General features: G+C 66.7%; 19 protein-coding genes. 12 read left to right on the top strand and 7 right to left on the bottom strand.

The features are described from left to right. Window positions 1–37: 37 nt before the first annotated feature. Together AC5P5S_RS13240 and AC5P5S_RS13245 are read left to right on the top strand one after the other, a co-directional pair. A complete protein-coding gene (locus AC5P5S_RS13240; RefSeq protein ID WP_062607845.1) occupies window positions 38–2,866 on the top strand; it encodes a valine--tRNA ligase in 2,829 nt (942 codons plus the stop codon). Between the two features lie 150 nt (window positions 2,867–3,016). Next, window positions 3,017–3,838, top strand: coding sequence for an EamA family transporter (locus AC5P5S_RS13245; protein WP_043033868.1), 822 nt, complete (start codon window positions 3,017–3,019; stop codon window positions 3,836–3,838). A gap of 104 nt (window positions 3,839–3,942) precedes the next feature. Here AC5P5S_RS13245 and rimI read toward each other — a convergent pair whose 3' ends face one another. The 3 genes from rimI to pssA are packed head-to-tail and all read right to left on the bottom strand — an operon-like array spanning window position 3,943 to window position 5,719. Continuing rightward, complete coding sequence (rimI, locus tag AC5P5S_RS13250; RefSeq protein WP_032964690.1) at window positions 3,943–4,440, bottom strand: ribosomal protein S18-alanine N-acetyltransferase; 498 nt, start codon at window positions 4,438–4,440, stop codon at window positions 3,943–3,945. Beyond that, window positions 4,437–4,946 carry a hypothetical protein gene (locus tag AC5P5S_RS13255; RefSeq protein ID WP_062607847.1) on the bottom strand — a complete coding sequence of 170 codons (510 nt, stop codon included), beginning with the start codon at window positions 4,944–4,946 and terminating at the stop codon, window positions 4,437–4,439. The genes rimI and AC5P5S_RS13255 overlap by 4 nt, the downstream gene beginning before the upstream one ends. Further along, on the bottom strand, window positions 4,943–5,719 hold the full coding sequence (gene pssA / locus AC5P5S_RS13260) for a CDP-diacylglycerol--serine O-phosphatidyltransferase (protein WP_059036242.1): 777 nt from the start codon (window positions 5,717–5,719) through the stop codon (window positions 4,943–4,945). The genes AC5P5S_RS13255 and pssA overlap by 4 nt, the downstream gene beginning before the upstream one ends. Window positions 5,720–5,799: 80 nt before the next feature. Between pssA and AC5P5S_RS13265 the strand changes: the two genes are divergently transcribed. The 3 genes from AC5P5S_RS13265 (at window position 5,800) to AC5P5S_RS13275 (ending at window position 9,164) form a co-directional block, all read left to right on the top strand. After that, complete coding sequence (locus AC5P5S_RS13265) at window positions 5,800–6,174, top strand: DUF4124 domain-containing protein (RefSeq protein ID WP_005408006.1); 375 nt, start codon at window positions 5,800–5,802, stop codon at window positions 6,172–6,174. Window positions 6,175–6,853: 679 nt separating this feature from the next. Then, window positions 6,854–8,557: a proline--tRNA ligase gene (locus AC5P5S_RS13270; RefSeq protein WP_062607850.1), complete on the top strand. Its 1,704-nt coding sequence runs from the start codon at window positions 6,854–6,856 to the stop codon at window positions 8,555–8,557. Between the two features lie 223 nt (window positions 8,558–8,780). Beyond that, window positions 8,781–9,164: an H-NS histone family protein gene (locus tag AC5P5S_RS13275; protein ID WP_005408004.1), complete on the top strand. Its 384-nt coding sequence runs from the start codon at window positions 8,781–8,783 to the stop codon at window positions 9,162–9,164. 80 nt (window positions 9,165–9,244) lie between these two features. On the opposite strand, the gene AC5P5S_RS13280 is transcribed toward AC5P5S_RS13275, so the two are convergent. Further along, the gene (locus tag AC5P5S_RS13280) at window positions 9,245–10,504 is read right to left on the bottom strand and encodes a threonine/serine exporter family protein (RefSeq protein ID WP_059036240.1); all 1,260 of its coding nucleotides are present in this window, start codon (window positions 10,502–10,504) and stop codon (window positions 9,245–9,247) included. A 93-nt stretch (window positions 10,505–10,597) separates the two neighbouring features. Between AC5P5S_RS13280 and AC5P5S_RS13285 the strand changes: the two genes are divergently transcribed. Genes AC5P5S_RS13285 through AC5P5S_RS13300 form a run of 4 tightly spaced genes read left to right on the top strand, consistent with a single transcriptional unit; the run spans window position 10,598 to window position 14,116 of the window. Then, on the top strand, window positions 10,598–11,719 hold the full coding sequence (locus AC5P5S_RS13285) for an ABC transporter permease (protein WP_005408002.1): 1,122 nt from the start codon (window positions 10,598–10,600) through the stop codon (window positions 11,717–11,719). Window position 11,720: 1 nt separating this feature from the next. Next, the gene (locus AC5P5S_RS13290; RefSeq protein WP_062607852.1) at window positions 11,721–12,548 is read left to right on the top strand and encodes an ABC transporter ATP-binding protein; all 828 of its coding nucleotides are present in this window, start codon (window positions 11,721–11,723) and stop codon (window positions 12,546–12,548) included. Window positions 12,549–12,551: 3 nt separating this feature from the next. Further along, window positions 12,552–13,478: an MlaD family protein gene (locus AC5P5S_RS13295; RefSeq protein ID WP_005408000.1), complete on the top strand. Its 927-nt coding sequence runs from the start codon at window positions 12,552–12,554 to the stop codon at window positions 13,476–13,478. Further along, window positions 13,475–14,116, top strand: coding sequence for an ABC-type transport auxiliary lipoprotein family protein (locus tag AC5P5S_RS13300; protein ID WP_005407999.1), 642 nt, complete (start codon window positions 13,475–13,477; stop codon window positions 14,114–14,116). The genes AC5P5S_RS13295 and AC5P5S_RS13300 overlap by 4 nt, the downstream gene beginning before the upstream one ends. Before the next feature lie 4 nt (window positions 14,117–14,120). Here the strand turns inward: AC5P5S_RS13300 and AC5P5S_RS13305 are convergent, their stop codons facing one another. Next, window positions 14,121–14,708, bottom strand: coding sequence for an alpha-ketoglutarate-dependent dioxygenase AlkB family protein (locus AC5P5S_RS13305; protein ID WP_005407998.1), 588 nt, complete (start codon window positions 14,706–14,708; stop codon window positions 14,121–14,123). 125 nt (window positions 14,709–14,833) lie between these two features. On the opposite strand from AC5P5S_RS13305, the gene AC5P5S_RS13310 reads away from it, so the two are divergent. Further along, window positions 14,834–16,894: a glycoside hydrolase family 99-like domain-containing protein gene (locus AC5P5S_RS13310; RefSeq protein WP_062607854.1), complete on the top strand. Its 2,061-nt coding sequence runs from the start codon at window positions 14,834–14,836 to the stop codon at window positions 16,892–16,894. A gap of 10 nt (window positions 16,895–16,904) precedes the next feature. Here the strand turns inward: AC5P5S_RS13310 and AC5P5S_RS13315 are convergent, their stop codons facing one another. Continuing rightward, window positions 16,905–17,537: a CoA transferase subunit B gene (locus AC5P5S_RS13315; protein ID WP_062607856.1), complete on the bottom strand. Its 633-nt coding sequence runs from the start codon at window positions 17,535–17,537 to the stop codon at window positions 16,905–16,907. 1 nt (window position 17,538) lies between these two features. Next, window positions 17,539–18,270, bottom strand: a complete 732-nt coding sequence (locus AC5P5S_RS13320) for a CoA transferase subunit A (RefSeq protein ID WP_062607858.1) — start codon at window positions 18,268–18,270, stop codon at window positions 17,539–17,541. A gap of 157 nt (window positions 18,271–18,427) precedes the next feature. On the opposite strand from AC5P5S_RS13320, the gene AC5P5S_RS13325 reads away from it, so the two are divergent. Next, a complete protein-coding gene (locus tag AC5P5S_RS13325) occupies window positions 18,428–21,745 on the top strand; it encodes a DEAD/DEAH box helicase (protein WP_495276325.1) in 3,318 nt (1,105 codons plus the stop codon). Between the two features lie 96 nt (window positions 21,746–21,841). After that, entirely contained in the window at window positions 21,842–23,188 is a 1,347-nt protein-coding gene (locus AC5P5S_RS13330) for a phosphohexomutase domain-containing protein (protein ID WP_012479089.1), read from the top strand. The last annotated feature ends 2 nt before the right edge of the window (window positions 23,189–23,190 follow it).

Below are 23,190 nucleotides of genomic sequence, written 5' to 3' on the forward strand. Positions count from 1 at the left end.
CCCTGATCCTTCAACGATTACCTCCTGGTTCCCCCGCATGACCCAACTCGCCTCCAGCTACGACCCGAAGTCCTTCGAGACCGACCTCTACGAGGCCTGGGAGAAGGCCGGCCACTTCAAGCCGTCCGGCACGGGCGAGCCGTATACCATCCTGCTCCCGCCGCCGAACGTGACCGGCACGCTGCACATGGGCCATGCGTTCCAGCAGACCCTGATGGACGCGCTGGTGCGCTACCACCGCATGCGCGGCTACGACACGCTGTGGCAGGTCGGCACCGACCACGCCGGCATCGCCACCGAAATGGTGGTCAGCCGCAACCTGGCGCTGGAAGGCAAGGGCGAGACCCGTGATTCGCTGGGCCGCGAAGGCTTCATCGGCAAGGTCTGGGAGTGGAAGCAGCAGTCCGGCGATACCATCGAGCGCCAGATGCGCCGCCTCGGCACCTCCGCCGACTGGTCGCGCAGCACCTTCACCATGGACCCGCAGCCGTCGGCGGCAGTGAACGAAGCCTTCGTGCGCTGGTACGAGCAGGGCCTGATCTACCGCGGCCAGCGCCTGGTCAACTGGGACCCGGTGCTGAAGACCGCCATTTCCGACCTGGAAGTGGAGAGCGCCGAGGAAGACGGCTTCCTGTGGTCGATCGCCTACACGCTGGATGAGGGCCTGAGCTACGAGCACGTCGAGCGCGATGCCGACGGCGTGGAAACCCTGCGCGAAAGCCGCGACTACCTGGTGGTCGCCACCACCCGCCCGGAAACCCTGCTGGGCGATACCGCGGTGATGGTGCACCCGGAAGACGAGCGCTACGCGCACCTGATCGGCAAGAGCGTGGTGCTGCCGCTGACCGGCCGCCGCGTGCCGGTGATCGCCGACGACTACGTGGACCGCGCGTTCGGCACCGGCGTGGTCAAGGTCACCCCAGCGCATGATTTCAACGACTACGAAGTGGGCGTGCGCCACAGCCTGCCGATGATCAACCTGTTCACCCCGGTGGCAGCGCTGAACGAAAACGCGCCGGAGCGTTTCCAGGGTCTGGACCGCTACGCCGCGCGCAAGGCCGTGCTGGCCGAACTGGAAGACCTGGGCATCCTGGTCGAGACCAAGGCGCACAAGCTGCAGGTGCCGCGCGGTGACCGCACCGGCCAGGTGATCGAGCCGTACCTGACCGACCAGTGGTTCGTGAAGATGGACGACCTGGCCAAGCGCGGCCTGGAACTGGTCGAGGACGGAAGCATTTCCTTCGTGCCGCCGAACTGGATCAACACCTACCGCCACTGGATGAACAACATCCAGGACTGGTGCATCAGCCGCCAGCTGTGGTGGGGCCACCGCATTCCGGCGTGGTTCGACGAAGCCACCGGCAGCTGCTACGTCGGTCGCAGCGAAGAGGAAGTGCGGGCGAAGCACAACCTGGGCAGCGACGTGGTGCTGAACCAGGAAAGCGACGTGCTGGAGACCTGGTTCTCCTCGCAGCTGTGGCCGTTCTCCACCCTGGGCTGGCCCAACGAGCAGGCCATGGCCGAGCGCGGCTTTGATCGCTACCTGCCGTCGTCGGTGCTGATCACCGGCTTCGACATCATCTTCTTCTGGGTGGCGCGCATGATCATGGCCACCGACAACCTGGTCGGGAAAATCCCGTTCAAGGACGTCTACTTCACCGGCCTGATCCGCGACGGCCAGGGCCAGAAGATGTCCAAGAGCAAGGGCAACGTGCTCGACCCGCTGGACATCATCGACGGCATCACCATCGACGACCTGGTCGCCAAGCGCACCGGCGGCCTGATGCAGCCGAAGATGGTGGAGAAGATCGAGAAGGCCACCCGCAAGGAATTCCCGGACGGCATCGCCGCCCACGGTGCCGATGCGCTGCGCTTCACCATCGCCGCGCTGGCCACCCACGGCCGCGACATCAAGTTCGACATGAACCGCGCCGAGGGCTACAAGAACTTCTGCAACAAGCTGTGGAATGCCAGCCGCTTCGCGCTGATGAACACCGAGGGCGCGGCGTTCACCGGCGTTCCCAGGCCGCGTACCGATGCCGAGCGCTGGATCCTCGCGCGCCTGGCCGCCACCACCGCCGAAGCGCAGGGCCATTTCGCCGCCTACCGCTTCGACCTGCTGGCGCAGTGCCTGTACGAGTTCGCCTGGAACGCGTTCTGCGACTGGTTCCTGGAACTGAGCAAGCCGGCACTGAACGGTGCAGACGCCGCCGACGCCGAAAGCACCCGCCACACCCTGCTGTACGTGCTGGAAGCGCTGCTGCGCCTGCTGCACCCGCTCACGCCGTTCATCACCGAACAGCTGTGGCAGCAGCTGGCCCCGCGCCTGGGCCTGGCCGAAACCACGCTGTCGCTGCGCCCGTACCCGACCGCCGCCGAGTTCGAAGGCGATTTCGCCCAGGCCGAGGCCGACGTGGAATGGCTGAAGGCGGTGATCAGTGCCGTGCGCCGCGTGCGAAGTGAGCTGAACGTCGCGCCGTCCAAGCTGGTGCCGCTGCGCCTGCAGGCCGGGCTGGAGCAGGACCGCGTGCGCATCGAACGCTTCAGCGCCTCGCTGTCGTTCCTGCTGAAGCTGGACAGCATCCAGTGGCTGGCCGAAGGCGAAAGCGCACCGCCTGCCGCCGCCGCGATCGTGGGCGAGCTCAAGCTGCTGGTGCCGTTGGAAGGCCTGGTCGATCTCGATGCCGAGCGCGTGCGCCTGGACAAGGAAATCGCCCGCGTCGAAGCGGAGAAGGAAAAGAGCGAGACCAAGCTGGCCAAGTTCACCGACAAGGTGCCGCCGGCCGTGGTCGAGCAGGAGCGCGTGCGACTGGCCGACTGGAACACCCAGCTGGCCGGCCTGCGCGAGCAGCGCGCGAAGCTGTAAGCGCCGCGCTCTGGTGCGTGCCAACCAGGGTTGGCACCTGCCCTGCCTCGCTCTGGTGGGTGCGGACCTTGGTCCGCACTGAGCGACGTGCCAACCAAGGTTGGCACCCACCAAACCCGGAACATTTCCCCGGCATGGCATCATCGCCCGATGCCTCTTTCCATCTTCCTGCTGGTCCTCGCGGCTGCGGCCCTGCATGCCAGCTGGAATGCGATCGTCAAACGCGGGCCGGACAAGTTCCTCGGCACCGTGCTGGTCACCGGCAGCGCCGCGCTGCTGTCGGCGGCCGCCCTGCCCTTCCTGCCGTTCCCGGCCGCGCACAGCTGGCCCTGGCTGGCTGCATCCGTGCTGCTGCAGGTGACCTACTACGGACTGGTGGCACGCTGCTACCAGCAGGTCGACATGAGCCTGGCCTATCCGCTGATGCGTGGCAGCGCGCCGATCCTGGTTGCGCTGGCCGGCACCCTGCTGGGCGAGCAACTGCCCCCGGCGGCGTGGCTGGGCGTGGTCCTGGTGAGCAGCGGCATCCTGTGCATGGCACTGGGCGCACGTGGCGGCCAGCTGCGGCTGCCGCTGCTGACCGCGGCGATGATCGCCACCTACACCCTGGTCGATGCGCAGGGCGCGCGCCAGTCCGGTGGTGCGCTCAGCTATACGCTATGGCTGTTCCTGCTGTCAGGCATCCCACTACCCCTGTGGGCGTTGTACACCCGCGGCGGCGCAGTGCTGGACTATGCGCGCCAGCACTGGCCGCTGGGACTGGCCGGTGGCGTCGGCACCACGGCGTCCTACGCGATGGCATTGTGGGCCATGACCCAGGCGCCGGTGGCGATGGTCTCGGCGCTGCGTGAATCCTCGATCCTGTTCGCGTTGCTGATCTCGGTGTTCGTGCTGCGCGAGCGGATTCCGCGTGCGCGCTGGCTGGCGGCGGCGCTGATCGTCGGCGGTGTGTTGGCACTGCGGCTGGCGTGAGAAAAGCGTGCCAACCAAGGTTGGCACCTAGCACGGCAGGTGACGTGTCGATGACAGCGGAGATCCACCGGTAGTGCCGGCCGCTGGCCGGCAACCCTTCTCCGTTACAACGGCGGCATCGTCTGCAGGTCGCCGTCGACCAGTTCGATCGCCATCACCACCGCATCCTCGCGGCCCTGTGCGGCCGGATAGTAGCGCGGGCGGCGGCCGATCTCGTTGAAGCCTTCGCTGTGGTACAGCGCCAGCGCCGGCGTGTTGGACGGACGCACTTCCAGGAACACACGCTGCGCACCGCGGTTGCCTGCCAGCTGCACCAGTGCGCGCAGCAGTTGGCGACCCAGCCCACGCGACTGCGCCAGCGGATCGATGCAGATGTTCAATACATGTGCCTCATCGGCGGCAATACTGAGCACGCCGTAGCCGATCAGCTGGCCATCGCGCTCCATCGCCAGGCCGGGATAACCGGCACGCAGGCAATCAACGAAGATGCCGCGGGTCCATGGGAACGGATACCCACGCACTTCAATCGCCATCACCGCATTGAGGTCGCTCTCGCGCAATGCGCGCAGGCTGACCGGGCCGGGCTGGCTGACCGCACTCATGGTGCGCCCCGCTTGCGCAGGGCGCGCAACTGCGGCCACAACGCGCGCTTGGCGGCCGGGTCCTGACGCAGCTGGTCCAGCGGCCAGCTGTCCATCAGCGCCTGCGTGGCGGGGTCGTTGGGATTACAGCCGGAGGCACGCAGCAGTGCGATCTGCAGGCGATCCGGGAGCCGCACCACCGGCTGCCGCGCATTGCCACCCGGCAGCGGGCGGCCAGCGGCGGGCGCGGTGTCCGGTGCGGTGACGGGGGTCTCGCGACGCGTAGGTGCCGGGCGTTCCTGGCGGGAACCCGGTGTGGCTTCAACCGGAGGCTCGCGCGCGGGGGCGATTGGTGCCCGCACCTGCTCCACCGCTGGAGCGGCAGCCGCATCGGCTTCGGCCACGCTCAACTGCAGCGCGGCATCCAGCTCCGCAGCCAACTGGCCGTCGTGATAGACGGTGTAGCCCATGGCCTGCAGCCAGGCCTGCTGGGCCGGTGACCACAGCACGGGCAGTTCCTGGCTCACGCGGCCTCGGGCTTCTTGCGCAGGCGCTGCGCGGCCCACATCACCGGGCCGGACAAGGCGTACAGGATGCCGACCGCGAACAGCACGCGCGGCAGATCAATGACCGCGATGGCGATGGCGACCGGCACCAGGGCCAGCACCAGGAACGGCACGCGGTCGGAACGGGTGCCCTTGGCGCCGCCACCCTTGAAGCTCCAGAATCGGATACGGCTGACCATCAACAGCGCCGCGACGATCGTCACCGCCAGCGCCACGTAGCGCAGCTGGTTGCCGTCCCAGCCCAGGTTGCCATCGGCGAAGGCCCAGACGAAGGACATCATCAGCCCGGCCGCGGCCGGGCTGGCCAGGCCGACGAACCAGCGCTTGTCGACCACCGCGACCTGGGTGTTGAAGCGGGCCAGGCGCAGCGCCGCGCAGGCGGCATACAGGAAGGCCACGGCCCAGCCGACGCGGCCGAGCAGCGGGTCATCGAACTTCAGCCACGACAGGGACCAGTGGTACATCACCAGCGCCGGGGCCATGCCGAAGCTGACCAGGTCGGCCAGCGAGTCGTACTGGACGCCGAACTCGCTACTGGTACCGGTCAGGCGCGCCACGCGCCCGTCCAGGCCATCCATCACCGCCGCCACGAACACGGCGATGCTGGCATTGACGAAATCCCCGTTGGCCGCGGCGATGATCGCGTAGAAGCCGGCGAACAGGCCGGCGGTGGTGAACAGGTTGGGCAGCAGGTAAATCGTGCGCGAACGCGGCGGCGGTGTGATCGGGTCCATGGAATCCAGTTTAATCGACTTGCCAGTGCTCGGCGCCAATGCTGCAATCGGCGTTCTACGCCCATTCCGCGGAGTTTGCCATGCGTGCCCTGTCCTGCCTTGGATGCCTGCTGCTGTTGGCCAGTGCCAACGCCGTGGCCGGCCCGGTCTATAAATGGAAGGACGCCCATGGCGTGACCCAGTATTCGGAGACCCCGCCGGCGGGCAAGAAGTTCGAGACCCGCGAGCAGGCCCGCACCCCGCAGGCCGCGGCCAGCGCCGAAACCCCGGCCGCGCCGGTGCCGGAGCAGTGCAGCACCGCCCGTGCCAACCTGGCCCTGCTGGAAGGCTCCGGCCAGGTGATGCAGGACACCAATGGCGACGGGAAGGCCGATACCGCGTTGACCGCGGAACAGCGCAGCGCGCAGAAGGGATTGGCTGAAGCGGCCATCAAGGCGTACTGCCCGGCGGAGTGAGGGTATCGGCAGGGCTTGCAGCCCTGCACCTACTTCAAGCAACGGCAACGTCAAATGCCAAAGCGGCTCTGGTTTTCTACTGGTTTGGCGGGGCGGTGTGGGCTGGCAGGACACGCCGTAAACCCCCCTTCCGGGGTCCGGCCCAGCCGCTGGCGGCTGTGCGTTCGGGCGCTTGCGAAGCAGTGCTTCGCAAGCAAAGCGCCCTCACCCCTGGGGGCTCGATGGCGCCATCCATGGCGCCAACGGTCCTGCCAACCCACACCGCCCCACCCCCGACAGGTTCCTGGTGACGGTGGTAGATCCACGCCATGCGTGGATGAAATCTGTCAGATCTCGAATTGAATCCGGGGTCAGATCCGTTTTCCTGCGGAAAACGGATCTGACCCCAGGAGCCATTCCGACAGCTCGCAGGAAACTGTCGAAGGCGGGGTGGGTCCGGTTGCGGGAGTGTCCGCGGCATGGATGCCGCGGCCAAGCCCCCAGGGATGGGTTTACGGCGTCTCCCGCAACCGGACCCACCCCGCCTCCCACGGGAAGCCCGCTGTTGCTTCGGCAGTTGCTTCTGAGGTTGCCGGCCAGCGGCCGGCACTACTGCGGGTGCAGGGCGCAGCCCTGCCGATACCCCTCTCCCCGGCCGGGCTGGCAGAATAGGCGTCTCTGCCGTTATCCGAAGCCGACGATGCGCCTCTCCCAGTTCCACCTGCACACCACCAAGGAAACCCCCAGCGACGCCGAGCTCACCAGCCACCGGCTGATGCTGCGCGCGGGCATGATCCGCAAGCTGGCATCGGGCCTGTACACCTGGTCGCCGCTGGGCCTGCGCGTGCTGCGCAAGGTTGAACGCATCGTGCGCGAGGAAATGGACCGCGCCGGTGCCGTGGAATTCCAGATCCCGACCATCCAGCCGAAGGAACTGTGGGAGCAGACCGGCCGCTGGCAGAAGTTCGGCCCGCAGCTGCTGAAGATCAAGGACCGCAAGGACCAGGTGTTCTGCTACAGCCCGACCGCCGAAGAAGCCGCCTGCGACTTCGCGCGCAGCGAGCTGTCCAGCTACAAGCAGCTGCCGGTGAATTTCTACCAGGTACAGACCAAGTTCCGCGACGAGATCCGCCCGCGCTTCGGCGTGATGCGTTCGCGCGAATTCCTGATGAAGGATGCCTATTCGTTCCACCTGCACGATGAGTGCCTGGTGCGCGAATACGAGAACATGAAGTCGGCCTACAGCCGCATCTTCACCCGCCTCGGCCTGGACTTCCGCATGGTGCAGGCCGACTCCGGTGCGATCGGTGGCGATGCCTCGCAGGAATTCCACGTGATCGCCGATTCCGGCGAAGACGCGCTGGTGTTCTCCACCGGTTCGGACTACGCCGCGAACATGGAAGCGGCGATCGCCGCCGATCCGGCACCGCGCGCGGCTGCCAGTGAAGCCATGCGCAAGGTCGACACCCCTACCCAGAAAACCTGCGAGGACGTCGCGGCGCTGCTCGGCATCGAGCTGCAGCGCACGGTGAAGTCGGTGGCGCTGATCGCCGGTGAAGGCGAAGCACGGCAGTTCGTGCTGGTGCTGGTGCGCGGCGACCATGAGGTCAACGAAATCAAGCTGGCCAAGGTTGCCGGCCTGGACGAACAGCGCTTCGCCAGCGAGGCAGAAATCGCCGAGTACCTGGGCAGCGTGCCGGGCTTCCTCGGCCCGGTCGCCCCGGCCAAGGCCATCCGCGTGGTCGCCGACCGCGAAGTGGCCGCGATGTCCGACTTCGTCGTCGGCGCCAACGAAGCCGGTTTCCACCTGGCCGGGGTCAACTGGGGCCGCGACCTTCCGGAACCGGAAGTGGCCGACATCCGCAACGTGCGTGCCGGTGACCGCGCGCTGGACGGTGGCGAACTGAAGATCGCCCGTGGCATCGAAGTCGGCCACGTGTTCCAGCTAGGCCGCAAATATGCCGAAGCGCTGGATGCCACCGTGCTGGACGAGAACGGCAAGGCGGCGGTGATGGCGATGGGCTGCTACGGCATCGGTATCTCGCGCGTGGTGGCTGCCGCGATCGAACAGAACCATGACGATGCCGGCATCATCTGGCCGGACGCAATGGCGCCGTGGCAGGTGGTGGTGTGCGTGATCAACCCGAAGGGCGACGCCGCCGTGGCCGATGCTGCTGCCAGCCTGCTGCAGGAACTCCGCGACGCCGGCCTCGATGCCGCGCTGGACGACCGTGGCCTGCGCCCGGGTGCGATGTTCGCCGACATGGAACTGATCGGCATTCCGCACCGCGTGGTGGTGAGCGAGCGCGGCCTGGCCGCTGGTACCTACGAGTACCGCTCGCGCCGCGCCAGCGAAGCGGAAAGCCTGGACAAGGCCACCCTGCTGCAGCGACTGCAGGGCTGATCAGGAGAAGACCGGGGCATGCCCCGGTCTTTTTTTTGCCTGTCGCCCAGTTGAGCAATATTGCAGCGGACATAATCCGGTCAAAATCGACGCAATGCAGCCGGGATGTTGCCAGGCCATGACCCGCCTGCATTTGTGCTGTGATTAATTCATCTTTATTCTGTCCCGCGACGCCATGGACTGGCTCGTCCCGTCCACATTTTAGTTTCCGGAGTAACCGTAAATGAGCATTGACCTGACCGGCCTGTCGGCACGCGAGCTGGGCGCCCTGATCCGTACCGCCAAGAAGCAGCAGACCATCGTCGCCAAGCGCCGGCCAATCACCAAGGTCCGGGCCCAGCTGACCAAGCTGGCCAAGACCGAGGGTTACACCATCGAAGAACTGTTCGGCGGCGCCCCGGCACCGCGCGCGCGCAAAGCCGCCCCGGCAGCCAAGGCACCGTCCAAGACCGCCGGCCGCAAGCTGGGCAAGGTTGCCCCGAAGTACCGCAACCCGGCCAACCCCAAGGAAACCTGGACCGGTCGTGGCAAGCAGCCGCGCTGGATGGCCGAGCTGACCGCCAAGGGCAACAAGAAGCCGGAAGATTTCCTGATCAAGAAGGCCTGAGGCCGGATCGGGATGCAATGAAAAACGCCGGCGGAAGCCGGCGTTTTTCATTCTTCGGTGTGCGGGCCAACGGTCCACACCTACAGGGTTTTGCGCGCCGGCATCAGCAGGTTGCCGAACAGCAGGCCGGCCACCAGCGCCATCACCACGTTGAGCACGGTGAGGAACACGCTTTGGCCCGCGCCAACGTCCTGCTGCTGGACCAGGGTCAGCACGCCGCGCAGGCTGGTGCTGCCGGGCACCATCATGATGATGCCGGGCAGGCGGATGATCGCTCCTGGGCGGCCAACGAGGCGGCCGAACAGATTGCCACCGGCGGTCAGCAACATCGCTGACATGAAGATGCCGGCCGGCGCGCCCCAGGCGTGCCCGCCGAACTTGGAGATCGCGTAACCCGCCACCGAGGCCGCGATCACCCACGGGTAATCGCGCCGGTTGGCCTTGAACAGCATCGCGAAGGCGAATGCCGCGGTCAGCAGCGAACCCCACTCCACCCACGGCCCCTGCGGCCGCGTGGCGCGGATCACCGGGTCCAGGCCGAGTACATCAGCCAGGGTCACCGCGATCATCGCGCCCACGCTGAGCTTCATGATGGTGGTCAACGCGCCGGCAAAGCGCGCGGTACCCGAGACCCAATGCTGGCTGGCGAGTTCATTGACCGCATTGGTCAGCGACATGCCGGGCAGCAGCACCACCAGCGAGGCGATGATCACCGTGTTGAGGTTGAGTGCGCCGACGAAGGACGCAACCAGGGTTGCGACCATGCCGGCCAGCAGCGCCGCCAGCGCCTCGGCCGCTTCGCGGGTGGCCGGGCGACGGTCGGTGACCATGCCGAGCAGGCCGATCATCAGCCCGATGACACCGGCGGTGGCGATGTCCAGCCACGGCAGCTTCCACATGCCGGCCACGCCGGCCGCGCCGAGGGTGAATGAAAGAATGGTGCGCAGCTTGCCGCGCCGGCCCGGATCCTTGTCCAGCTGGCGCAGCGCGGTGTGGCCCTGGGCAATGCTCATCCGCCCGTTGGCCACTTCCTCGGCGATATGGTCGGCGACGCTGAGCTTGTGCAGGTCGTTCTCGCCGGGTGCCAGGCGGATCACGCGGGTGATGTCGCTGGAGCCGATCGCCTGTGCCGGGTCGCTGAAACTGAGGATGATACCGGTGGGATTCGACCACGGTTCACAATCCAGATCGAGCTGGCGGGCCAGTGCCACCACTGCCGTTTCCAGGCGCTGGGCCGTGGTGCCGTAGCTGTGCAGGCGTCCGGCGATCTCGGAAACAAAGGCCACGCGCTGCGCGTAGGTGGCCTGGGGCGTGGGGATCGTGTGAGCGTCTGCGGACATGCGCCGTAGTATTACCTACTGCCGGGCCGCACTGGATAAATTCATCCGGGTTCGACGCGATGCCCCAGACAGAACGGTTATGCTGCGACCCGAATGGCCCAAGTGACCCCGAACCACGCCCCCCAGCTCGAACAGGATGCCCATGACCCGGGCCTGATCCGCCTGTCCGGCACCTGGACCTTGAAGACCGCGCTGGCCGCGGCCGAAGTCCTGCGCGGCGTTCCCGACACGCTGACCGGCATCGACGCCACCGGCATCGAGAAGATGGATTCGGCTGGCGTGCTGCAGGTACTGCGCGTAGCGCATCGCGCCGACCTTGGCGAGGACGCGTTGCAGTTCCGGCCGGACCACCAGGCGCTGGTCTGCACCATCGAGGAAGTGGCTGACGACCGGCCCCGGCCCAAGCGCGATTTCGGCGTGCTGGCGGCGCTGGAACGGCTCGGTGTCAGCGTCCATGCCACTGGCCACAACATCAAGGCGCTGTGCAGTTTCCTCGGCGAGAACCTGGTCAAGGCAGCACGCCTGGTCAAGGAGCCCCGCCGTTTCCGCCTGACCGCCACCGTCCACCAGATGGAGCAGGTCGGGCTGGACGCAGTGCCGCTGGTGGCGCTGCTGTCCTACCTGGTTGGCGCGGTGATCGCCTTCCTCGGCTCGACCATCCTGCGCGACTTCGGCGCCGAGATCTACGTGGTCGAGCTGGTCAACATCGCCTTCCTGCGCGAGTTCGCCGTGCTGCTGACCGCGATCGTGCTGGCCGGCCGCACCGCCAGTGCGTTCACCGCGCAGATCGGCGCGATGAAGGCGCGCGAGGAAATCGACGCGATGCGCACGCTGGGTCTGGATCCGATCGACCTGCTGGTGCTGCCACGCCTGCTGGCGCTGCTGGTCACCCTGCCCCTGCTGACCTTCATCGCGATGATCGCGGGCCTGGCCGGCGGCATCACTGTCGGCGCGTTCGACCTCGACATCCCGCCGCAGATGTACATCGCGCGCATGCACGAGACGATGGAAGTGCGGCACATGCTGGTCGGCCTGTCGAAGGCGCCGGTGTTTGCGCTGGTGATCGGCCTGATCGGCTGCCTGGAAGGGCTGAAGGTGGAAGGCACGGCGCAGTCGGTCGGTGAACGCACCACCTCCAGCGTGGTGCAGACGATCTCGCTGGTGATCATCATCGACGCCTTCGCGGCGTTGTGGTTCATGCACATGGACTGGTGACATGAGCATGCATCCGACTCCCGAAGAAATACCCATGCAGGACGGCGACGGCCACGACCTGGCTATCCGCGTGCGTGGGCTGGTCAACCGCTTCGGCAGCCAGATCGTGCATGAAGACCTGGACCTGGACGTGCGCCGTGGCGAGATCCTGGGCGTGGTGGGTGGCTCGGGCACCGGCAAGTCGGTGCTGATGCGCTCGATCCTGGGCCTGCGCACGCCCGACGCCGGCCAGATCGAAGTGCTGGGCCGCGATGCGCGTGCCGACGACGCCGAGAGCCGCCTGCACATCGAACGCAATACCGGCGTGCTGTTCCAGGACGGCGCCCTGTTCTCTTCACTGACCGTGGGCGAGAACGTGCAGGTGCCCTTGAAGGAACACCACCGCGAATTACCCGAGCGCTGGCACTACGAGCTGGCGCTGCTGAAGGTGAAGCTGGCCGGCCTGCCCGCCGATGCGATCAACAAGCTGCCATCGCAGTTGTCCGGTGGCATGCGCAAGCGCGCCGGCCTGGCCCGCGCGCTGGCACTGGACCCGCCGCTGCTGTTCCTGGATGAACCGACCGCAGGCCTCGACCCGATCGGTGCGGCCGCGTTCGACCGCCTGATCAAGACCCTGCAGGAGGCGCTGGGGCTGACCGTGTTCCTGATCACCCACGACCTGGACACGCTGTACGCCATCTGCGACCGGGTGGCGGTGATCGCCGACCGCAAAGTGGTGGCCAACGCGCCGCTGCCGGACATCGAGAAACTGGATCATCCGTGGATCCAGGAATACTTCCACGGACCGCGTGCGCGTGCCGCGCGCGGCGAACAGATCGAGAGTGCCTGAGCCATGGAAACCAAAGCCAACTACGTGCTGATCGGCGCGTTCACCCTGATCACCGGCCTGGCCCTGCTGGCCTTCGGCCTGTGGGCGGCCAAGTACTCCTCCGACCGCACCTGGCAGGAATACCGCGTGGTGTTCCGCGAGGCCGTGACCGGCCTGTCGGTGGGCAGCCCGGTGCAGTACAACGGCATCGCGGTCGGTTCGATCATCGAACTGAACCTGGTGCCGGACGACCCGCGCCAGGTGGTCGCACGCATCCGCCTGAACTCGACCACCCCGGTCAAGACCGATACCCGTGCCAAGCTGGCGATCACCAGCCTGACCGGCCCGTCGATCATCCAGCTCAGCGGCGGCACGCCGCAGTCGCCGGCGCTGACCACGGTCAACAAGGACCCGGCCCCGATCATCCCGACCACGCCGTCGGCGCTGCAGAACATCACCGACGTCGCCAACCGCATCGTCGAGCGCATGGACCAGATCCTCAGCGACCGCAACGTGGCCTCGATCAACGCGACGCTGGCCAACCTGGAGACGATCAGCGGCGGCCTGGCCGACCGTGACCAGGGTACCCAGGCGCTGCTGCTCAGCGCGCGCGATGCCGCCCGCAGTCTGGACACCACGCTGAAGACCACCAACGGCACCATCGAGCGCCTGGACAGGAACCTGGTGCAGCAGCTGCCGGGCATCATCGACAAACTGGATGGCACTCTGGCCAAGCTCGACTCGGCCGCCGGCAACGCCGATTCGATCCTTGGCGAGAACCGCGCCGCGATCAACAGCTTCGCCAATGATGGCCTCGGCCAGCTGGGCCCGACGCTGACCGAACTGCGCGGCCTGATCCGCGACCTGCGCCGGGTCAGCGACCGCCTCGAGAACAATCCCGCGCGCTACCTGCTGGGCCGCGACGCACCGAAGGAGTTCGAACCCAAATGAGCCCGATGCCCCTTCCGCGCCTGCTGCTGGCCGCTTCGCTGGTCACCCTGCTGGGCGGCTGCTCCATCCTTGGCAGCAGCGAGAAAACCGCAGTGACGCTGTACTCGCCCGCCGTGCAGGTGAAGGCCGATCCGGCGTGGCCGCAGGCCAGCTGGCAGCTGGTACTGGCCAAGCCCAGCGCCGCACGCATGGTCGACAGCCCGCGCATCAACGTGCGGCCGACCCCGTCGCAGCTGGAGATCTACAAGGGCGCCAGCTGGGCCCAGCCGGCCACCGACATGATCGAGGACACCCTGCTGCGCGGCTTCGAGGATTCCGGACGCATCCACGGCGTCGCCCGCAGCACTGCCGGCATCCGCGCCGACTACAAGCTGTCCACCGACGTGCGCCGCTTCGAATCGGACTACCAGGGCCAGGCCACGCCGACGGTGGTGATCGAGGTCAACGCCAAGCTGATCCACGTCGCCGACCAGCGCGTGGTCGCCGACCGTACCTTCCGCCAGGCACAGCCGGTCGGCAGTACCGACGTGCCGGCCGTCACCGCCGCCTTCGAACGTGGCCTGCAGCAGCTGGCGCAGGACGTGGTGGGCTGGACGCTGGTGAGCGGGCAGGCCGACCAGCCGACCGTCACGCGCTGATCGATCAGCGTGGCGCAATCCAGCGGAACGTCAGGTTGATCCGCTCGCCCTGCACGCGCGCCATCTTCGGCAGAGCGTGCTGGTAATAACGCTGGGTCTGCCCGGCCATTACCAGCAGGTCGCCATGGCCGAGCAGATACTCCGCCTTGCGCGCCGGATCGTCTCGCCGGCGCAGCAGGAAACGCCGTGCCGCGCCCAGGCTCAGCGAGGCGATCACCGGCGCCGGGCCCAGTTCGGGTTCGTCATCGCTGTGCCAGCCCATATAGTCGCCGCCGCTGCGATAGCGGTTCAGCAGCACGCTGTTGAAGCGGCCGAAGCCATCGTCCTGCAGGCGCTCGCGCATGCCCTGCAGGGACGGCGGCCACGGGTGCGGCACGAATTCTGCCCCCGAGTAGCGATAGCGCGCCTGCGGATCACCTATCCAGCAGCTCAACCGTGGCGAATCCACCCAGCTGCCGAACATGCGGATGCGATGCACCTCCCACGGCACGCCGGCTTGCAGATCGCGCTGCAAGGCATCGGCCTCGGCGGGAGACAGCCAGGCCGGGAGGTGGCGGACGTCGGCATCGGGAAGGTCGTGGGGGAACAGCATGGCGGCACAGTAGCACCTGATGGATTTGATGGATTTGCCGTTGCAGCGACGATTACCGGAAAATGGCTGCAGTCCCACCGTTGGTCCCGAATCATGCGCCGCCCCTCTTTTCCCAGGTTCCATCCATGAGCCACGCGGCGCCCGGCATCCGCCAGCTCACCTTCTCGGTCCTGCGCGCACTGTTCCGTGCCCTGCCGATGCCTGCGTCGCTGCGTGATCGGCTGCGCAACCGGGGCCTGGATCGCATTGGCAGCTGGAGTCCCCCTCCGCCGCGTGGTCGCATCGGCGCCGCTGCCGACGGTACCCGTCCACTGCAGCGCGCCGATGAACGGGCGATCGGCTACGCCGCCGAAGATGACGCGCCATTGCCTGCCACGCTGCCAGCTACGCTGGTGGCCTTCTATCTGCCCCAGTTCCATCCGTTCGAAGAGAACGATGCCTGGTGGGGCAAGGGCTTCACTGAATGGCGAAATGTCAGCCGCGCCCTGCCCCAGTTCGAGGGCCATGTACAGCCACGCCTGCCCGGCGACCTGGGCTTCTATGACCTTCGTGTTGGCGAGACGCTGCGGGCGCAGGCCAAACTCGCTGCAGACCATGGCATCGGCGCTTTCTGCTTCTACTTCTACTGGTTCAGCGGCCACACGCTGATGGAGCGGCCGCTGCGGCAGTGGTTGGGCGACAGCACGATCGAGCTGCCGTTCTGCCTGTGTTGGGCCAACGAGAACTGGACCCGGCGCTGGGATGGGCGCAACCAGGACGTACTGATCGGGCAACAGCACAGTGCCGAGGATGATCTGGCGTTCATCGCCCACGTTGCCGATTACCTGCGCGACCGGCGTGCGTTGAAGATCGAGGGACGACCGGTGTTGCTGCTGTACCGGCCACAGTTGCTGCCCGACCCCAAGGCTACGGCGGCGCGCTGGCGTGGCTGGTGCCGTGACAATGGGATCGGCGAGATCCATCTGGCCTACGTGCAGAGTTTCGAACGCCCGGACCCCCGCGACATCGGCTTCGATGCCGCAGTGGAGTTCCCACCGAATATTGCCGCCCCGCGCCAGCTGAACACCACGCAGTTCCTGCTCAATCCCGATTACGAAGGCGACGTGCGCGACTGGCGCGAGCTGGCGACACAGATGCGCCGTGCACCACTGGCGGACTATCCGTTGTATCCAGGTGTCAACCCTGGCTGGGACAACGAAGCGCGCCGCCCGGGACGCGGCCGCGTGCTGCTGCACGCGTCGCCGCGTGGCTACAGCGACTGGTTGCACGACACGGTGCACCAGCGCCTGCGTGATGTGGCGCCTGCTCGGCGCCTGGTATTCATCAATGCCTGGAACGAATGGGCCGAAAGCGCTGTTCTTGAACCCGATGCCCGTCTCGGCCATGCCTGGCTTCAGGCCACCCGGCGCGCGCTGTTCCCCTCGCAGGCCGCTCCGTCGCGTCCCTGCATCGTCATCCACGCGTGGTACCTGGATGCACTGCCGGAGCTGTTGCAGGCGGTTAAGGACAGCGGGCTACAGGCACGCCTGGTCATCACCACGACAGGCGAGCGTCAGCCACAGGTGCAGTCGATCGTCGATGCGCAGGGCCTGACCGCTGAAATCTGGGTCTACGGCAACCACGGCCGGGACGTCCTGCCGTTCCTGCACGCCGCCGACCGATTGCTGCAGCAGAACGAATCGCTGGTGCTGAAGCTGCACACCAAGCGCTCCACCCACCGCGACAATGGTGACCAGTGGCGGCGCGAGATGGTCGATGCGCTGCTGGGCACTGCGCAGGCTGCGGCGAACCTGGCCCATCTGCTGGCAAATCCCAGCATCGGCCTGATGGCTCCGGCGGGCCACCTGCTGAAGGTAGCCGACTACATCGGCGGCAATGCGCAGCGCATGGAGCGGCTGTGGGCATTGCTGGGCCTGGACAGCGCGCCCGGTGACGGGCAGTTCGCGTCCGGCAGCATGTTCTGGGTACGCCTACCGGCGCTGCGCCCGCTGCTCGATGCCCATCTGCTGCCGAGCATGTTCGACACTGAAGCGGGGCAGATCGATGGCACGCTGGCGCATGCCATCGAGCGTGCGACTGGAGCCGTAGTGTCCGCTGCCGGGTTCACCGTGGCCGACACCTCCGAGGTGGAAGGCGCTCCCCCGCGCGCTTCCTCCTCGGAATATGCTTACGCCCGAAAGCGCTGAGGCTCCGGCCTCAGCTGCGGGCGAACGCCACGCCGGTTTTTTCCTTCAGTTCGTCATCGCTGACTCCCGGTGCGGCTTCCACCAGCTGCAGGCCCGCGTCGGTGACATCGAACACGGCCAGGTCGGTGATGATGCGGTCGACCACGCCGACGCCGGTCAGCGGCAGCGTGCATTCGGCCAGGATCTTGTGCTCGCCGTTCTTGGCGGTGTGCTCCATCAGCACCACCACGCGCTGCACCCCGGCCACCAGGTCCATCGCGCCGCCCATGCCCTTGACCATCTTGCCGGGCACCATCCAGTTGGCCAGGTCGCCCTTGTCGGTGACCTGCATGGCACCGAGGATGGCCAGGTTGACGTGGCCACCGCGGATCATCGCGAAGCTGTCGTGGCTGCCGAAATAGCTGGCGCCGGCGCGTGCGGTCACGGTCTGCTTGCCGGCATTGATCAGGTCGGCGTCCACTTCCGCGTCGGTCGGGAACGGGCCGATACCGAGCAGGCCGTTCTCCGACTGCAGCCACACGTCCACGCCTTCAGGGATGTGGTTGGCGACCAGTGTCGGCAGGCCGATGCCCAGGTTCACGTACGCTCCATCGGTCAGTTCGCGGGCGGCGCGTGCCGCCATCTCGTCACGGGTCCACGCCATGTCAGTTGCCCTCCGCGCGGATGGTGCGCTGTTCGATGCGTTTTTCAGGATGTGCGTTGTGCACGATGCGGTGCACGTAGATGCCCGGCAGGTGCACCTGGTCCGGATCGATGGCACCGACCGGTACCACCTCCTCTACCTCCACGATGCAGATCTTGCCGGCCATCGCACAGGCAGGGTTGAAGTTGCGCGCGGTCTTGCGGAACACCAGGTTGCCGGCCTCGTCGGCCTTCCACGCCTTGACCAGCGCCACGTCGGCGCGCAGCGCGGTTTCCATCACGTAGTGCTTGCCGTCGAACTCGCGGGTTTCCTTGCCTTCGGCCACCACCGTGCCGTAGCCGGTGGCGGTGAAGAACGCCGGGATGCCTGCACCGCCGGCACGCAGGCGTTCGGCCAGGGTGCCCTGCGGGTTGAATTCCAGCTCGAGCTCGCCGGCCAGGAACTGGCGCTCGAACTCCTTGTTCTCGCCCACGTAGGACGAAATCATCTTCTTGATCTGCCGGGTTTCCAGCAGCTGGCCCAGGCCGAAACCATCGACCCCGGCATTGTTGGAGATCACGGTCAGGCCCTTGGCACCACTATCGCGCAGCGCGGCGATCAGGGCCTCGGGAATGCCGCACAGGCCGAAGCCGCCCACGGCCAGCGTCTGGCCATCGGCGACCACGCCCTCCAGCGCCTGCGCTGCGGTGGCGAAGCGCTTGCCGCGCTTGTCGGTGGAAGTCGATTGCTGCATTGCTGTACTACCCTGCACGTTGAGGATGACCGCATTCTAGCTGGAGGGCGGCGAAGGGCCTGGATGCGCCGCAGCATTGCACGGGCATCGCACTGGGTTCCGTAGAATGCCCGGTTCCCCTGCCATGGCCGGCCCCGTGCCCGGCCCACCCTCGTTGATGGCCCAGACCTACACCGAAGAAGACCTGCTCCGCTGGATGGACGCGTGGACACTGGAAAAGAGCGAACGTTGCCTGTCCGGTGTCCGCAACATGCATCTGACCAGTGGAATGCTCATCGCCGAAGTGAAAGGCTCGGCCAGATATCCCTACCGGGTGGAAATCGATCTGGAAGCCAGCCTGCGCCATCCTCGCAGCCGCCTGCAAAGTGAATGCTCGTGCCCTGTCGGCCATCACTGCAAGCACGTGGCGGCAGTGCTGGTCGCCCACATTCTGGACGCAGCAGACCTGGGCGATGACGATCCAGCGTCGGAGCACGAACCGGTCCAGTCGCCACGCCGCGAACTGCTGGAACAGCTGTCACGCTGGCAGTCCGTCAGAGCCCAGCCTCCCCGGTCGCGTAGAAACGGCATCATCTTCGAGCTGTCCACGTTCAATCACCGGCCTTCCATCCTGCTCCGCCGCGTCAAATACGCCCTCGATGATACGATCGAGTTCGACAAGTGGCAGGAAATCACCCCTCAGCTGTTGCTGGAACCGCCCGCCTACCTGACGCAGGCCGACCTGGCCGCGGTGGCGCAGCTGTGGGCCCTGCATCAGTCGGTAAAACCGCCGGAGTGGTTCGACGTCGGCACGATCCTGCAGTCTATCGTGTCCAGCGGGCATGGCTGGGTGTCATGTGGCATGCATGATCGCGTGCCGGCCAGGCCCGGCGCACCACGTCGCGGTAAGTTGGGGTGGAGCGCAGAGACGACTCACGGCAGGTTGCTGCTGGCGCCGGCACTGAGCGTGGAAGGCGATGCGGACGGCCTCGTACTGGGATCTAGTGCCGGTTACCTGGATCCGGTCTCCGGTGAAGTCGGCCTTCTCCTGCTGGACGTCAAGCCGGAGGACGCAGACGCGTTCCTCGCCCTTCCCCACCTGCTCCCCGATGAGGAACCGATCGTGGCGCAGCTGCTGCAACAGATCGACCCCGCGCTGCCGCGCCCCGGTGCAGGCGACACACTGCCTACGCTGCAGATCAGCGCCATGACCCCCGTGCTGCGCCTGCATACGATCAAATTCCGGCCGCCGTGGCTCGGCCCCCGCGACCCTTCGCAATGGGCCGATATCGCAACCGTGGCCTTCGAGTACGACGAGCACGTGCGGTTCCTGGATGATCCGAGCCTGTTCGCCCACGATTCGGAGGGCCAACTCGCACTGCTGCCCCGCGACCTGGGTGAGGAATCACGGCGCGAGGCCGAACTGCGCACGGTGGGCTTGCATCGCGACACGGCTCCGCGGGCGCCACTGGAAGGTGCCGGCCCGCAGTTCCAGCTGCGTACCCATGACTGGACACGGTTCCTGCTGGACGACGTGCCGCGCCTGGAAGCCTTAGGCTGGAAGGTGGAGGCGGACGAGGATTTCCGCCATCGCATCACCCGGGTGGAGGAGATCGACCTGGACATTCAGGCGGACCCGGAAGACGCGGGCTGGTTCAACCTGGGCCTGGACATCCAGGTGGAAGGCCGCGATGTGTCGATGGTTCCGCTGCTGCAGCAGGTGCTGCAGGCCGACCCTCGCTGGATGCGTGGCCAGCTGGATGACATCGGCGACGACGAGAACATCCTGTTGACGACGGGCGACAACACGCGCCTGGCACTGCGGGCCGCACGACTCAAGCCGATCATGGCCCTGTTGGCGGACCTGTTTGCCCAGCGTGGCGCGCCGCTGCGCCTGTCTGCGCTTGACCGTGGCCGCCTGCAGGCGCTGCAGGACACTGCGCGCCTGCAGTTCCGTGGCCGCAAGGATACTCAGGCGCTCGTGCAGCGGCTGCTGCAGGCACCCGCATTGAGCGAAGTACCGCCGCCGGCAGGGTTGGTGGCAACGCTTCGCCCCTATCAGCTCGAGGGCCTGTCGTGGCTGCAGTACCTGCGTCAGCAGGGCTTGGCCGGCGTACTGGCCGATGACATGGGGCTGGGCAAGACTCTGCAGACTCTGGCGCATCTGCTGGTCGAGAAGGAAAGTGGCCGCCTGGACCAGCCGGCGCTGCTGGTGGTGCCGACCTCGCTGCTGCACAACTGGCAGAGCGAAGCGGCACGCTTCACCCCTGCCCTGCGTGTGCTGACCCTGCATGGACCGGCACGTGAAGCGCTGTTCGAGGCCATCCCCGAACACGATCTTGTACTGACCACGTACCCCCTGCTGTGGCGCGACGAGCAGGCGCTGCAGGCATATGCCTACCATCTGCTGATTCTGGATGAAGCCCAGCAGGTGAAGAATCCGAAATCACGCGCTGCCGTCACCCTGCGTACGTTGCAGGCCCGCCATCGCCTGTGTCTGACCGGCACGCCGCTGGAAAACCACCTGGGCGAACTGTGGACGCAGTTCGATTTCCTGCTGCCCGGCCTGCTCGGCACCGAGAAGCAGTTCAACCAGTATTGGCGCCACCCCATCGAACGCGGCAGCGACCATCGCCGTGCCCAGCTGCTGGCGCAGCGGTTGCGCCCGTTCATCCTGCGCCGACGCAAGGACCAGGTCGCGTCAGAGCTTCCGCCCAAGACCCTCATTACCCGTGCGGTCGAAATGGAGGGCGGCCAGCGTGATCTCTATGAAACCGTACGTGCAGCGATGGAAAAGCAGGTGCGTGAGGCCATCAGCGGCAGCGGGCTGGCGCGCAGCCATATCGTGGTGCTGGATGCATTGCTGAAACTGCGCCAGGTCTGCTGCGATCCGCGCCTGCTGCCGGGCAACGCACCGGCACGGGCTGCAGGCTCGGCCAAACTGGATCTGTTGCGCGAGATGCTGCCGCCGATGGTCGAGGAAGGTCGTCGCATCCTGTTGTTCTCGCAGTTCACCGGCATGCTGTCGCTGATCGCGCAGGCGCTGGACGATCTGGGACTGGCCTATGTGACCCTGACCGGTGATACCCAGGACCGGGCCACGCCGGTGCAGCGTTTCATGCAGGGTGAAATTCCGGTGTTCCTGATCAGCCTCAAGGCAGGTGGCGTGGGGTTAAACCTGACCGCGGCCGACACCGTCATCCATTTCGATCCCTGGTGGAATCCCGCTGCCGAGAACCAGGCCAGTGACCGCGCTCACCGGATCGGCCAGCAGCAGCCGGTGTTCGTCTACCGGTTGATCACTGCAGGCAGCATCGAAGAGCGGATTGCCGAGCTGCAGGAGCGCAAGGCTCTGCTGGCCGAATCGATTCTCGAAGGCGGTGGCAGCGCCGGGCCGCGCTTCAGCGAAGAAGACGTGCAGGCACTGCTGGCGCCACTGCCGGGCCTGCCGGCCAGACGCACCCGCAGGCCGGGCCGGCGGCCGCCGCAGCACTGACCGGAACACCCAGTCAGGTGGCGTTTCCCGATGGAAACGATTCCCATACGGGACTGGGACTACAATCGAGGGCTGAGCTCACAAAGGATCTGATCGATGCCCCTGCCCGCTTTCAAGGCCTACGATATCCGCGGCCGTGTGCCGGAAGAACTGAACGAGGACCTGGCCCGTCGCATCGGCGTCGCCCTGGCCGCACAGCTCGCTCCAGGCCCGGTGGTCCTCGGACATGATGTGCGCCTTACCAGTCCGGCACTGCAGGATGCGCTGGCCGCAGGCCTGCGTGGGACCGGCCGTGAGGTGATCGACATCGGCCTGTGCGGCACCGAAGAGGTCTACTTCCAGACCGATCACCTCGGCGCGGCCGGCGGCGTGATGGTGACCGCCAGCCACAACCCGATGGACTACAACGGCATGAAGCTGGTGAAGGAGAACGCGCGGCCGATCAGTTCGGATACCGGCCTGTTCGCGATTTCCGACGCGGTCGCCGCCGATACCTCCGAGGCCCAGCCGCCGCGTGCCGGGCAGACCGCCCAGCATGACAAGCACGCCTACATCCAGCATCTGCTGAGCTACGTCGATGCCAGCAAACTGAAGCCGCTGAAGCTGGTGGTCAATGCCGGCAATGGCGGCGCCGGCGCCATCGTCGACCTGCTGGCACCGCACCTGCCGTTCGAGTTCATCCGCATCTGCCACGAGCCGGACGGCAGCTTCCCTAACGGCATTCCCAACCCGCTGCTGCCGGAGAACCGCGCCGCCACCGCCGACGCGGTGCGCGAACACGGTGCCGACTTCGGCATCGCCTGGGACGGTGACTTCGACCGTTGCTTCTTCTTCGACCACAGCGGCCGCTTCATCGAGGGCTACTACCTGGTCGGCCTGCTGGCCAAGGCGATCCTGGCGCGCCATCCCGGCGGCAAGATCGTGCATGACCCACGCCTGGTCTGGAACACGGTGGACATGGTCGAGCAGGCCGGCGGTGTCGCGGTGCAGTGCAAGAGCGGCCATGCCTTCATCAAGGAAAAGATGCGTGCCGAAGACGCGGTGTACGGCGGCGAGATGAGCGCACACCACTATTTCCGCGAGTTCGCCTATGCCGACTCGGGCATGATTCCGTGGCTGCTGATCGCCCAGCTGGTTTCCGAGAGCGGCCGTTCGCTGGCCGACTGGGTTGAAGACCGCATGGCAGCCTACCCGTGCAGCGGCGAGATCAACTTCAAGGTGGCCGATGCCAAGGCCGCCGTTGCGCGCGTGATGGAACACTTCGCCGCGCAGTCGCCCGCGCTGGACCACACCGATGGCATCAGTGCCGACTTCGGCAACTGGCGCTTCAACCTGCGCAGTTCCAACACCGAGCCGCTGCTGCGCCTGAACGTCGAAGCGCGTGGTGACGCCGCACTGATGCAGGCGCGTACCGACGAAATCTCCCGTCTGATCCAGCAGTAACC

It is taken from the genome of Stenotrophomonas sp. YJH_SMC_54, assembly GCF_059368435.1.